General features: G+C 72.0%; 9 protein-coding genes and 1 pseudogene. 8 read left to right on the top strand and 2 right to left on the bottom strand.

What is annotated here, in order from left to right:
* Positions 1–65 precede the first annotated feature (65 nt).
* Positions 66–2,009: a proprotein convertase P-domain-containing protein gene (locus tag ACSNN9_RS25055; protein ID WP_436675675.1), complete on the bottom strand. Its 1,944-nt coding sequence runs from the start codon at positions 2,007–2,009 to the stop codon at positions 66–68.
* A 186-nt stretch (positions 2,010–2,195) separates the two neighbouring features.
* Between ACSNN9_RS25055 and ACSNN9_RS25050 the strand changes: the two genes are divergently transcribed.
* Positions 2,196–3,635: an aldehyde dehydrogenase family protein gene (locus ACSNN9_RS25050; RefSeq protein WP_436675674.1), complete on the top strand. Its 1,440-nt coding sequence runs from the start codon at positions 2,196–2,198 to the stop codon at positions 3,633–3,635.
* Positions 3,636–3,675: 40 nt separating this feature from the next.
* Here ACSNN9_RS25050 and ACSNN9_RS25045 read toward each other — a convergent pair whose 3' ends face one another.
* Positions 3,676–4,908, bottom strand: a complete 1,233-nt coding sequence (locus ACSNN9_RS25045) for an SUKH-3 domain-containing protein (protein WP_436675673.1) — start codon at positions 4,906–4,908, stop codon at positions 3,676–3,678.
* Between the two features lie 75 nt (positions 4,909–4,983).
* Here ACSNN9_RS25045 and ACSNN9_RS25040 point away from each other — a divergent pair, with 75 nt between their 5' ends.
* The 7 genes and pseudogenes from ACSNN9_RS25040 to ACSNN9_RS25010 all read left to right on the top strand — a co-directional run.
* Positions 4,984–5,403: a YbaB/EbfC family nucleoid-associated protein gene (locus ACSNN9_RS25040; protein WP_436675672.1), complete on the top strand. Its 420-nt coding sequence runs from the start codon at positions 4,984–4,986 to the stop codon at positions 5,401–5,403.
* On the top strand, positions 5,403–5,741 hold the full coding sequence (locus tag ACSNN9_RS25035) for a hypothetical protein (RefSeq protein WP_436675671.1): 339 nt from the start codon (positions 5,403–5,405) through the stop codon (positions 5,739–5,741). Before ACSNN9_RS25040 ends, ACSNN9_RS25035 begins: the two co-directional genes overlap by 1 nt.
* A gap of 18 nt (positions 5,742–5,759) precedes the next feature.
* A complete protein-coding gene (locus ACSNN9_RS25030) occupies positions 5,760–10,169 on the top strand; it encodes a toxin glutamine deamidase domain-containing protein (protein ID WP_436675670.1) in 4,410 nt (1,469 codons plus the stop codon).
* On the top strand, positions 10,166–10,615 hold the full coding sequence (locus tag ACSNN9_RS25025; RefSeq protein WP_436675669.1) for a hypothetical protein: 450 nt from the start codon (positions 10,166–10,168) through the stop codon (positions 10,613–10,615). The genes ACSNN9_RS25030 and ACSNN9_RS25025 overlap by 4 nt, the downstream gene beginning before the upstream one ends.
* A 610-nt stretch (positions 10,616–11,225) precedes the next feature.
* Positions 11,226–11,543: a hypothetical protein gene (locus ACSNN9_RS25020; protein WP_436675668.1), complete on the top strand. Its 318-nt coding sequence runs from the start codon at positions 11,226–11,228 to the stop codon at positions 11,541–11,543.
* Positions 11,544–11,599: 56 nt separating this feature from the next.
* The gene (gene nfi / locus ACSNN9_RS25015) at positions 11,600–12,280 is read left to right on the top strand and encodes a deoxyribonuclease V (protein WP_436675676.1); all 681 of its coding nucleotides are present in this window, start codon (positions 11,600–11,602) and stop codon (positions 12,278–12,280) included.
* A 278-nt stretch (positions 12,281–12,558) separates the two neighbouring features.
* A pseudogene (locus ACSNN9_RS25010) lies at positions 12,559–12,859 on the top strand (hypothetical protein); the annotation flags it as partial.

Below are 12,859 nucleotides of genomic sequence, written 5' to 3'. Positions count from 1 at the left end.
GTGGGCCCCTCGCCAGGCGGGAGCGTGGCGAGGGGCCCACAGGCCGTGCTCTCGACTGACGAGCCCTAGAGGGTCAGGGTCCAGCTGTCGATGTAGCCGGTGTCGCCGCTGGCGGCGTCCTGGACCCGCAGGTTCCAGGTGCCGTTGCGGGTCTCCGTGGAGAGGTTCACCGTGTAGGTCTGGTTGATGTTGTCGGCGGAGCCGCCGGTGCGGTTGTGCAGGGTGTAGGCGCTGCCGTCGGGGGCGACGAGGCTGACCACGAGGTCACCGACGTAGGTGTGCACGATCTGCACGGCCACCTTGCTGGTGGACGAGGCGGTGCCGGTGCAGCCGGCGATCACGACGCTGCTGGTGACCGTCGCGTTGTCGCCGACGGTGACGTTGTTGGCGTTGGTGCCGGTGCAGTCCGTCGTGCCGGAGCCGCCCAGGTTGAGCGTCCAGCTGTTCAGGTAGCCGGTGTCGCCGGCGCCCGCGTCCTGGACCCGCAGCTTCCAGGTGCCGTTGGCGACCTCGGAGGAGAGGTTGACGGTGTAGGTCTGGTTGATGTTGTCGGCGGAGCCGCCGGTGCGGTTGTGCAGCGTGTAGGCGCTGCCGTCGGGGGCGACGAGGCTGACGGCGAGGTCGCCGACGTAGGTGTGCACGATCTGCACGGCGACCGTGCTGGCGGAGCCGGCGGTGCCGGTGCAGCCCGCGATGGTGATGGTGCTCTCCACCGTGGTGTTGTCGCGGATGGTCACGTCGGTGCCGTTGGTCTGGGTGCAGCCGGTGGGCGGCGGGGGCGGCGGGGGCGTGGTGCCGCCGTCGCCGACGTACAGCAGCTTGTTGGGCGAGCCGGTGCCGGGGCTGGTCACCGCGTTGCTGGTGGCGTCGGCGACGAGCTTGTCGCGCACCTGCTGCGGGGTGAACGTCGGGTTGGCGGCGAGCACGAGCGCGGCGGCGCCGACCACGTGCGGGGTCGCCATCGAGGTGCCGCTGATGGTGTTCGTGGCAGTGTCGCCGGTGTGCCAGGCCGAGGTGATCGAGCTGCCGGGCGCGAAGATGTCGAGGCAGGTGCCGATGTTGGAGAACGACGAGCGGGCGTCGGTGTTGGTGGTCGAGCCGACGGTGATGCCGGCGGGGGTGCTGGCCGGCGAGCTGTTGCAGGCGTTGGCGCCGCTGTCGTTGCCGGCCGCCAGGCCGTAGCTGACGCCGTCGGCGATGGAACGGGCCACGGCGTCGTTGACGGCCTGGTTGAAGCCGCCGCCGAGGCTCATGTTGGCCACCGCGAGCTGGCCGGCGGCGTGGTCGCCGGTCACCCAGTCGACGCCCTGGATGACGCCCGCGTTGGTGCCGCTGCCCGCGCAGTCGAGCACCCGGACGCCGACCAGCGTGACGCCCTTGGCCACGCCGTACGCGGCGCCGCCGACCGTGCCGGCCACGTGCGTGCCGTGCCCGTTGCAGTCGTCCGCGCTGCCGCCGTCGATCGCGTCGAAGCCGGAGACGGCACGGCCGCCGAAGTCGCCGTGGCCGAACCGGATGCCGGTGTCGATGATGTACGCCTTCACGCCCGAACCGGTGTTCGGGTAGGTGTACGAGTTGTTCAGCGGCAGTGCGCGCTGGTCGAGCCGGTCCAGGCCCCAGGACGGGGTGGGGCTCTGCGTACCGCTGATCCGCATGGTGTGGTTCTGCTGGACGTAGCGCACCGAGGGATCGGCGGCGAGCCGCTTGGCCTCCGCCTCGGACAGCCGGGCCTCGAACCCGCGCAGCGCGTTCTGGTACGTCCGGTTGACCGCGCCGCCGTGCCGGCCGGCGAGGTCACGCGCCTTCTTCGTGACGTCGGCCCGGCCCACCGAGGTGTCCTTGAACACGACGATGTACGAATCGTCGACGGCGGTGGCGCCGCCCGCCAGGAGGATCTGTCCCTCGGCGGGGGCGGCCGTCGCGGGGGTGCCGAACGCCACGGCGGTGGCGACGGCGGCTGTCAGCACACCGACGCGCCAGCGGCGCGCGGCGGGGTAGGGGAGTGTCATCCCTCGGGTGTTCCTCTCGCTACACGACGGCGGGTACGCCATCGATCGCAATTGATCAAAGTGAGCAGAAGCGTAGGGCCTCCACGGCAAAATGTGGAGACGTGCGGGCACCTTGTGTTCGGAGGGAGAATTGCGGTAAGGGATCGGCCGGGCTCACTGCCGTGCGGAAGGTCTACGCTGCTCCACGTGGACCCCGTCGCCTTTCATGTCGCCTCCCGCCCCGCCCACGGCGAGGGCGAGTTGACCGTCCACCACCCGTACGACGGGCGCGCCGTCGGTCGTACCACCCTGGCCACCGCCGACCAGGTCGAAGCGGCCGTCGCGGCAGCCGCCGGGGTGGCCGCGGCGGCCGCGGCCCTGCCCGCGCACGCCCGCGCGGCGGCCCTGGACCACGTGTCCCGGCGGCTCGCCGAGCGGGCCGAGGAGTTCGCGCGGCTGATCACCGACGAGAACGGCAAGCCGCTGAAATGGGCCCGCGCCGAGGTCGGGCGGGCGGTCTCCACCTTCCGCTGGGCCGCCGAGGAGGCCCGCCGCTTCTCCGGCGAGCTGCAACGCCTCGACACCGACCCCGCCGCCACCGGGCGGATCGCCCTGGTCCGGCGGGCGCCCAGGGGGCCGGTGCTCGGCATCGCGCCGTTCAACTTCCCGCTGAACCTCGTCGCGCACAAGGTCGCCCCGGCCATCGCGGTCGGCGCGCCGATCATCGTCAAGCCCGCCCCCGCCACCCCGCTGTCGGCGCTGCTGCTGGGCGAGCTGCTCGCCGAGACCGACCTGCCGGAGGGGATGTTCTCGGTCCTGCCGCTGCCCGACGAGCGCGCCGCCGAGCTGGTCACCGACCCCCGGCTGCCGGTGGTCTCGTTCACCGGCTCCGGACCGGTCGGCGCGGCGATCCGCCGGTCCGTGCCCGAGAAGCACGTCACCCTGGAGCTGGGCGGCAACGCCGCCGCCGTGATCTGCGAGGACTGGAACACCGACGAGGACCTGACCTTCGCCGCGCACCGCATCGCGACGTTCTCCAACTACCAGGCCGGGCAGTCGTGCATCGCCGTGCAGCGGGTCTACGTGCACGAATGGCTCTACGACGCGTTCCTGCCCCGCCTCGTCGCGGCCGTGCAGGAGCTACGCGTCGGCGACCCGTCCGACCCGCTCACCGACGTCGGGCCGCTGATCTCCGCCGAGGCCGCCCAGCGGGTGGAGGCGTGGGTGGACGAGGCGGTCACCGCCGGCGCCACCATCGAGGTGGGCGGCCGGCGCGAGGGCACGACCTACCCGCCGACCGTGCTCTCCGGCGTGCCGGCGGACGCAAGGGTCTGCGCCGAGGAGGTCTTCGGGCCGGTGCTGGTGGTCGCCCGCGTCGCGCACGACCAGGCCGCGTTCGTCGCCGTCAACGACTCGGCGTACGGCTTGCAGGCGGGCGTCTTCACCCACCGCCTCGACACGGCCTTCGCGGCACACCGCGCCCTGGAGGTGGGCGGGGTGATCGTCGGGGACGTGCCGTCGTACCGGGCCGACCAGATGCCGTACGGCGGGGTGAAGGGCAGCGGCGTCGGCCGCGAGGGCCTGCGCAGCGCCATGGACGACTACACGGAGCCCCGGGTCATGGTGCTGACCGGCCTGCCGCTGTAGCGGCCCGCCGGCTGCCGTCCGCTCACCGGGCGTCGCCCGCTCACCAGGTGCCGTCGTCGCGGACGCGGGCCGGCGCCCGGCCGAGCAGCAGGGTGGTCAGCGCGGCGTCGATGTCCTCGCCGAGGAACCACTCGCCGGCCTGGTCCAACGCGAAGACCCGACCCCGCTCGTCCACGGCGAGAATGCTCTCCTGCCGCTCGGTGCCGATGGGGAAGAGTCGTACGCCCAGCACCGCGGCGAAGTCGGCGAGCGTGTCGGCGGTGTGGGCGACCTGCCGCGGGCGGATGTCGAAGCGGGAGATCCACACCTGCTCGCCCGGGCCGCGCCGGGCACCCACCAGGCTCGGAAAGGCGGTGAGCGTCGCCAGGATCGCGGGGAAGTCGGCGTGCGCGGACGTCTCACCCCTGACGGCAACGACGTCCCGGATGGCGGACAGGGCCACGATCTCGTCCCCGAAGTGCGGCCGCCAGCCGGCCGCGACGAGCGCCTGCGCGACGTCCGGGTGAAACCGGCCGGGGACCGGGTCCGGCTGCGGGTCCGGCTGCCACGGCATCGTGAAGGCCCGGTCGGACCAGGGCAACACATTGAAGTCCACGAGCATGTCGACGCACGAGTCGCAAGGACGGTCGGCGAGACCGCCGTTCGGATCGCCCGGCTCGCGCACGCGGTAGACCTCGAACCGGGCGGTCCGCAGGATGTCCTTCGCGTCGGCCATGCCGAGCGGCGCGATGCCCTCGGCGGCGCGGCGGTGGTCGTAGTCGTGCAGGACGTCGGAGACGACGATCAGCTCGGCGTGCCGGTCGCCGCCGCGTACCAGGTGCCCGGGAGGTAGCTCGTCCAGGTAGGACCGCACCAGTGGGTGGTGGTTCGGCGTGACGTCGCCCTTGGCGCCCTGCGCGCGGAACAGCCGCCCCTCGACCGTCAGGTGCGCCGCCGTGCCGGGAGTCGGCGTCCGGCGGATCTCGCGGAGCAGTTGGCTCGCCGGATCGACCGTGCGGGGAACCCCGGGGCCGTCCGGCCGGCTCCGGCGGTACATCTGCGCGACCACGTCGACCGGCACGCGCGGCCAGGTGGTCACCTCGCCGGTCAGCTTGTCCACCACGGTGGTCGGCAGGTCGCCCGGCACCGTCCTCGCCTCGACGGGCACGGTGGACGTGATGACGTAGCCGAGGTCGAACTCGTCGACGCTCGGGCGGCACTCGTGTCCCAGGCGCTGTGACTCGCGGCGGGCCCACACGGCGGCGAGCTGTTCGGCCTGCTGGCGATCGATCACGGCTTGAAAGTACCGGACCCCCACGGATTCATGGCGCCCGGTATGGTTCGCCCTACCGACGGTAACCGGGGGAGGGTGGCGTTGGCCGAGAGTGTGGACCGGGACGCCAATCGCGCGCTGCGGGCGCGGTTCGACGAGGTGTACGGGGACTACCAGCGACTGAGGTCCGGTTTGGACGAGCTGCAGGGTCGGCTCGCCGAGCTACGGGTGACCGAGCGCTCAGAAGACGGCCAGGTGACCGCCACCGCTGGCGCCCGGGGCGAGGTGATCTCGGTGGAACTGCACCCCTCCGTCTTCCAGGAACGGGACGCCAAGGCGTTGAGCCGGAAGGTCACCGCCACCATCCACCGGGCCGGGGCCGCCGCGGTCGCCGCCACCCAGGAACTCGTGGCCGGCTACCTGCCCGCCGGCTCCGGGGCGACGGACTTCCTGCGTACGGGTGACTTCGGTTCGTTGCTGGGCCGGGCCGACGCCGTGCTGCGCCGGAGCGAGTGATGGACGGCCAGCTCTGGCTCGACCCGCAGCGCGCCCGGCGCGGCGGCGTCGACCTCTCGCTGTCCGGCGAGGCGATCACGGCACGGCGCCGCCAGGTGGGCGGCGCGATCGCGGCGGCGAGCGACCGGTCGCCGTGGGGCAAGGACGACATCGGGGCCGCGTTCGAGCAGAAGTACCGCGGCTTCGAGGAGCTGGTCCTGCGCACGTGGGAGGGCGTGGGCCGGCACCTGGAGGGCCTCGGCGCCGACGTGGTCCGGTCGGTGGACGCCAACCTGCGGACGGACGCGGCGAGCGCGGGCCGGCTCGGCCGCGTCGGCGACCGGCACCAGCAGCGCTGATCCGCTGAGGAGACCCGGATGAGTCTGTTGCCGAGCCCCATCCCGCACCCGCTCGACTACTCGCCCTGGCAGCTGCCCGGCTGGGTCTATGAGGCCCTCGACTGGGTCATCGGTGTCGAGTGGCCGGAGGGGAACGAACGCGCGGTCTGGGAGCTCGCCGACCAGTGGTACGCGGTGGCCGCCGCACTGGCCGGGCCGCGGGCCGACGCCGTCGCCGCCGCCGGTGAGGTGCGCAGCGGGTACGGCGGCGTCGGGGCGGTCGCCGCCGCCTTCGACACCGCCTGGCGTCGGGTGGAGGAGGGCGACGAGGCGCCGCTGCCTGTGCTGCTCGCCGTCAGCACCGAGCTGGGGCGGCTGGTGGAGGAGTGCGGCTGCGACATCGAGGGCGCCAAGCTCGAGGTCTGGATCGAGCTGGGCATCCTGGTGGTCGAGTTGCTGGCGCTGGCCGTCGCGACCGTGCTCACCGCGGGCGCGGCCTCGCCCGCCGCCGGGGCGGCGATCACCGCCACCAGACTGATCGTGCAGCAGATATTCAAGCGGCTCATGGCACAGCTGGCCCGCAAGTCGATCAAGCAGGGGCTCAAGGAGGCCGGCGAGCGGGCGGCGAAGGAGGTCACCAAGGGCGGCGTGCGCGGGTTCAGCCGCCGCGTGGCGCTCAGCGGGGCGTCGGAGGCGGCCGAGGAGAGCGGCATCAACCTCGCCACCCAGGCGTACCAGAACTCGACCGGCCGCCGGCACGGACTGGACGTGACGGAGTTGGGTACCACGGCGCTCGGCGGCATGGCCGGCGGGGCGGTGGCACCGCTGGCCGGTCTCGGCCGGCACGCCACCGGTCGGGGCGCACGGATCGGGGAGCACTTCGGCCGGGAGATGGCCGGCGAGGTGATGGCCGATCAGGCCGCGAGCCTCGCCACGGGCCAGGGGCTGACCTCCGTGGAGGACGCGGCCCGCGCCGCGGCGTCCGGTGCCCGTGGTTCCGCCACCGCGCAGGCCGACGCGGCGTTGCAGGCCCGGCTCAACGGGCAGATGAGCGCCCTGGCCGGGATGCCGCTGACGTCGACGGGAGGCGGCGGGCTCTCGCCGCCCCCCGACCTGCCGGCAGCGGATGGGCCACCTGTCGCCATGCCCAGCGCGGGAGTGGGGGCGTCCGTTACCGCGCCCGGCGCGGGAGGGGAGTCTCCGACCCACGGGTCAGGGGCATCGGCCAGTGCGGCAGGTGAGATCCATCGAGGTGTGACCGGTGCTGAGGCGGCACCGTCGGCCCCACCCCCGCCGGAGGCCCAGACACAGGCCGGCCCCGCGACGACGACCGCCGCCCACACCGGTGAGCAGGCCGCGCCCGTGACCGCTGCCGGAATCGAACGGGCGGGCGCGACCGTCGCGGCCACGTCGTCCGCGCCGCCGGAGTCCGCGCTCAGCCCGACTCTCTCCTCGGTCGCGACGGCGGCGCCCGTCCTCGGTGCCGCAGGCGTCTCGACCGGCGTGGACGGCCAGACGACCATTTCCGGGAACGCCGCGAGCGGCGCCGGTTCCGTCAACGTCGCGAGCGCTGCCGCCCCGTCGACGGTGACCCCGGCAGCCGGGCCCAGCGCAGGCCCGCCCGGCGCGGTCGTCGGCACCGCGACGATCGGGCCGTCCCCCGCCTCCTCGTTTCCCGAGCCGAGGACGGCCGCCTCCGTCCCCGGTGCGGGCCATCTTCCGCCGGCCGTCAGTCCCGAATCCGCCGTCGCGCGCGGAGCCACCGGAGCGGTGGCGGCACCACCCCAGCCGGCGCCGCCCCAGCCGGCACCGCCGACGCTGCTGCCCTCGCCCGGTGCGCCGGCATCCGGGCAGGATCCAGATGTCCACCCGGGCGCGTCGGAAGCGGCCGGTCGGGATGAGTCGGCGGGTCCCCGGGTCAGGACACCCGAGTGGTACGCGGCCAAGTGGGCCCTCGACCGGGAGGCGTTCGAGAGACGCCGCTACCGCGGCTACTACGAGTCGCAGCGGGTGTGGTTCGAGGACAAGCGCCGCTTCGACGAAGCTGGCCGGCTCAGGGCCCGCGCAGACGAGCACCACCAGAGGGCGCGGGACTTCGCCGCCCACGCCTTCCATCTGTACCAGACGGGCCAGGCGCGCCAGGCCGACGGGTGGCAGTGGGCAGCAAACGACGAGATGCGGGCGTACGGACAGTGCCTGGACCACGCGGAAGCCGTACTGGCCGGCAATGCCGTGCCGTCGGTCGTGGGCGTCGTCGATCCAGCGGATTTCCGCCGGATCAACGACGACGTGGGCGACCTGGCGTACGGCGCCGTGGAGACCGCCGACCGCTCAGCGCTGACGGGCGACGACCACCCGCCACCGATCGACCGGTCACGGAACTACGGCCAGCCCGGCGGCCTGCGTCCGCCGCTGGCCCTGCACCAGACCGACATCGAACGGCAGGTGCCCCGAGAGCCTGATGGGAGCGTCCGGCGGAACGCCGACCCGCGCGTGGGCCGCTGGTTCGGGTTGGTCAACGACGGGGGACCTCGGGCCGACCCGACCCGCGGCATCAACTGCATCGACTGCACCCTGTCGCTGTTCGACACCTGGATGCACGGCCGACCCCGGGTGGCCGCTCCCCGCACCTTCGACGCCTACGTGGCCGGCGATGTCACGCGACCCATCCACGGCGAGCGGGACGGCATGGGACGGGTGGAGGACATCACCGGGGGACGCTTCCAGCGCCTCTGCCAGCCGACGGAGGACATCCAGGGCGCCGAGCGGCAGCAGGCCATCGACGCGGGATACCGCAACCTCCACGACCAACTCCGCCTCGGGGGCCACGGCAGCTTCGCCTTCGTCGTCAACAGCTGGGAGCGGGGCGGATCCCACATCTGGGTTGCCCTCAACCAGAACGGCACCATCCTCTACCTCGACCCGCAGACACAGGCCGTGTCGACCACGCCCCTGTACCGGCACCGCGGCTTTCCGCACCCGCACAACGCCGTCGACACCGAGGTCCTGGTGCTCGGTTCGGACGGCAGACCGATGCCACTGGGAGGACTGCGGCGGGGGCGGTTCAGCCAGCGACCGGACCTACCGCAGTACCCACCCGTCGAGGCCGACCAGGGGTACGGCGAGCTGTACCTCAACCGCGTACACCTGCTCGACGGGCCAGGTTCGGCTCCGTCCGACGGGTCGGTGTCACCAGGGCTCCCGCGACAGCCCGACGAAACGGGACCGGCCCCCGAACGGAGCGACGCCTCGCCCGAGGAGCTACGGGCGGCGCGGGAACGCGCGCAGGCGGAGTGGGCGGGCAACGCCATCCCCGTCGCCGCGATCCTGGCTGAGGAGCCCGATCTGGAACGGGTGTTCGCTGCCGGCGTGACGCCGGCCGAGGTCGCGGCCGGGATCGATGCACCGACACTTCGGCGACTCGTCCCGCAACTCGACGAAGCGGGCGCCGGAGACGTGGCGCGGCTGTTTGCGGATCCACGTGTGCAGCGGATGCTGAATGAGACGTGGCGGAAGCCGCCCAAGGACGAGCCGATGCTCGCTGAGAGCCTCGTCCGGCAGTTGGCGCTGCGGCCCGACCTGGCGCGCATGGTCCTCGCTACGCCTGAGTTGGCCAATTCGTTGACAGCTCGGCCCGTGACGCTGCATCATCTCGCCAGCCAGCAACAGGCGATCGATGTCCTCGGTTCTGTGCTTGACCACATAGCGGTACGAGGCGTAGAGGCAGTTGCCTTTGAGCGGGTTCCTGACCCTCTGCCCACTTCTCTAACGGCTGATCAGCAGCAGATTAGCGCCAACTTTCCTTCTCAAGAGGAAAGAGCGCTGCAGGATGGTTTCGATATGTCCCGTAAGAGTGATGCCCAATATCGCCGTGAGTATCTTGATCAGTTGTATGTCGACGCAGTCGAGGCGCAACGGGAGGTGGTGGCCCTCGCGAAGCGTTTGGCTGCAGATGTTCCCGGCTTTGCCGAGCCTGCAGGCCGCCCGGCGCCAAAGGAGAGGAAGCGGGCCAACGATAAAATCGCCAAATATCGGGGAAATGTTTCTATGTTGACTGATCTTGCTGCGGCGAAAGTCGCTTTCCGGGATCTGTCGGATCTTTATGCGGCGCTAGACGCGCTCCGTAGGTATGAGGACGTCGACGTCGTTGAGTTCGAAGATCGTTTCATCGGTCCGCAGGAAAGCGGCTATCGCGACATCCAAATGTCTTTAAGGATGTCGAACGGCCACATCGCGGAGTTTCGCCTACACCTCAACGCGCTCGATGAAGTGGCGTCATGGGAGCATGCTTTGTACAAGGTTAGGCGCGACCTCAAAGCGGTCGCGAAGGAGCAGGGCCGTATCATGTCGCCAATGGAACGAGCCGTCTATAACGGTGTCCTCAAAGAGGAGCAGCGTCACTTTTGGCAGGCGTTGCAGTCAGCATTGGGTGGAGGCCCGCAGAAATGACCGTGATGCCTGGCCTGACGCTCCCAGCGTATTTCAGCTATTACAAGTCGCCGGTGAAAATGGCTGGTACGCCGGAGGGCGGCATCAAGGCGTGGCGCCTGTCGCACGACACTGGCGGGTGGGAACCTGCTGATGATCTCATCGAGGAGATTTTGTTCGCCGTCGGCGGAGAGATTAGTTCGCTGACTGTAGACGCCTTCATTCAATGGACAGAGCATGATCGTGGTCGCTATCTGAAGGGCGAGGGGCCCGTCTTCGCGTTGTACGAGACAGTCAGGGCGATCGTGGAGAGTGCCCAATCCGAAGGGCGACGCCTGACGGCCAGGGAATTGGCGCTGGTTCGCGGCATCCGGCGCAAGACGTTTGTCATGTTTGAAGAGCGACTTCAGCAGGCGGGTGACCCCGCGGCTGATCCTTCGTTAGGGGCTGAGGAAGGCAACTCCTGAGCTTTGCCGGGTGCCGCCGGCAGAGCTGTTGCAACTCCGGTCGAACGTCAGTCCGGCCGCTGGCATGGCTGATCTCCTCTTCCGCCGACCACGCCAGCGCCGCCCTTGGTCGTACGCAGGGTGTAACGACCCGCCCCGGCCAGGCTTCGTCCCCCGAACGCCCCCGACACCCCGGAATCCGGACACCACCCTAAGTCGGGGAGCCGATGGCGGGCCGACGGATGCCATACACACGACAGCCGTGACGTAACCGGACGCCGTCCGCGTCCGGGGGACCGAGGGGTGACCTGTGGGGGTCTTGGTATGAGACGTCCCGTGGCGGGGCGGTTACGTACCAAGATCCCGGGAGGGGAGGGTGAGTCGATGACGGTGAGCGGGCACCGACGGGGTGTGGTCCGCACGACGCAGCCCAACCACCCGGGCCGCGGGACACGGCAAACGCGCAACCCATCCGACTCGCGAGCCGCAACCCCACCGGACGCTAGGCGCGCCCAGCCGACACGCTCGGCGGCACCTACCAAGCGAGGTGGTGGGCCGAGGCGTGGCATACGTGTCGGTGGAGGCGGAGTTCGCCGAGGGACGGGTTGCCGGGCCGGAATAGTATGGCGAAATGGCTGAATCAGACATTGGGCAGAAGTCGTCCGGCACCGGTAGGTGGCGGTCCAACGCCTGGACGTGGCCGGTCGGCCTCCTGCTCGGTCTGGTCATCGGCCTGGCCGCACTGGACGGGGCGGCCGGTGTCGGCGTCGGCATCGCCATGGGCGTGGCCTTCGCCGTCGCCTTGGGGGCCGGCAGCGCCGAGGACGTCGACGGCGAGGACGACCACGAGCAGGATGCCGTCAGCCAGCACCCCGTCAGTGAGAACGCCGGCGAGCCGGACCCTCACCAGCAGGGCGCCGTCGGTCAGCGCCCCGACGGGTCGTCGTGACGTCCGGCGGATCGGGAGCCGTGCCGGTGGAGACGACCGGGGCGCCGCACGCCCGGATGGTGGTGCCGGGCAGCGTGGCGGAGGCGCTGGCCGTACAGGAGCGGTTGCGTCCGCTGGTGGACCTGGGCGGGCCCGGTCCGGCCGAGCCCGCGACGGTGGCCGGCCTGGACGTGGCGTACGCCGAGAGCGGTGACCGGCTGGCGGCGGCCGTGACCGTGCTGGACGCCCGGACCCTCGCGGTGGTCGATTCGGCCGTGAGCGTGGGCCGGCCCGCGTTCGGGTACGTCCCGGGGCTCTTCGCCTTCCGCGAGCTGCCCGCGCTGCTCGACGCGCTCGACCGGCTGACCGTGCGGCCCGAGCTGCTGGTCTGCGACGGGCACGGGCTCGCCCACCCGCGCCGGTTCGGGCTCGCCTGCCACCTGGGCGTGTTGACCGGCCTGCCGGCCATCGGCGTGGGCAAGACGCCGCTGCTGGGCGAGTGGACACCGCCGGCCGACCGTCGGGGCGCGTGGGCGCCGCTGCGCGACGGGGACGAGGTCGTGGGTCGGGTGCTGCGTACCCGGGACAGCGTCAAGCCCGTCTTCGTCAGCGTCGGCCACCGGATGAGCCTCGACGGGGCGACCGCGCGGGTGCTGGCGTTGACGCCGCGCTACCGGCTGCCGGAGACCACCCGTACCGCCGACCGGCTCTGCCGCGACGCCCTGGCCGCCGCCCGACCCGCCGCCCGCGCCACCTGAGGCCGCCGCCGTTCGGCGGCCCGGATCCACCGCCCGTGCCACCTGAGTCCGGCGGCCCCGGGCTCACCGCCGGCGCCACCTGAGGCTGCCGCCGGTGCGGCGACCACGGACCCACCCGCCACCGGGCGCGCGAACAGTCCCGCCGGCGGGCAGGTGCGCCGGCCGGGCCGCGGGGGTAATACGGCGCACATCCGGAGCGCTCAATGACCGGGCTCCGACCGGGACCGGTAGTAGCCTGACCGGCGGACCCCCGTCGGGGGAGGAACGGCGAGGTGATCATGGCGGTACGTCGGCACGCGGCGCGGCTCGCGACGGTCTGCGCGCTGCTGGGCGGCCTGGTGCCGCTCGGCGCGACGCCGGCGCTCGCCGAGGGCGACTCCGTCCGGGTGCGTTCGGCCGGCAGCTTCACCGCCGGTGGTTCCGCCGGAGGCGTCTCGATCGAGGTGCGCAAGCGCAGCGACGGCTGCGTGCTGCTGCGTACCGCGTTGGGGCTGCGCCTGGCCGGCCTGCGCGCCGACCAGGCGAGCGTGCAGGTCTACGTGGGCGGACGCTGGTTCCCGGTGCCGCTGTCCGGGGGGC

Source organism: Micromonospora sp. URMC 107, from assembly GCF_051386315.1.
Taxonomy (GTDB): domain Bacteria; phylum Actinomycetota; class Actinomycetes; order Mycobacteriales; family Micromonosporaceae; genus Micromonospora.
This window is presented reverse-complemented; position numbering and strand designations above follow the sequence as displayed.

Bases quoted from the DNA above. Each gene is read 5' to 3' on its own strand.
- ACSNN9_RS25030 (WP_436675670.1), top strand. From the start codon at position 5,760: ATGAGTCTGTTGCCGAGCCCCATCCCGCACCCGCTCGACTACTCGCCC.
- ACSNN9_RS25020 (WP_436675668.1), top strand. From the start codon at position 11,226: ATGGCTGAATCAGACATTGGGCAGAAGTCGTCCGGCACCGGTAGGTGG.
- nfi (WP_436675676.1), top strand. From the start codon at position 11,600: ATGGTGGTGCCGGGCAGCGTGGCGGAGGCGCTGGCCGTACAGGAGCGG.
- ACSNN9_RS25035 (WP_436675671.1), top strand. From the start codon at position 5,403: ATGGACGGCCAGCTCTGGCTCGACCCGCAGCGCGCCCGGCGCGGCGGC.
- ACSNN9_RS25025 (WP_436675669.1), top strand. From the start codon at position 10,166: ATGACCGTGATGCCTGGCCTGACGCTCCCAGCGTATTTCAGCTATTAC.
- ACSNN9_RS25055 (WP_436675675.1), bottom strand. From the start codon at position 2,009: ATGACACTCCCCTACCCCGCCGCGCGCCGCTGGCGCGTCGGTGTGCTG.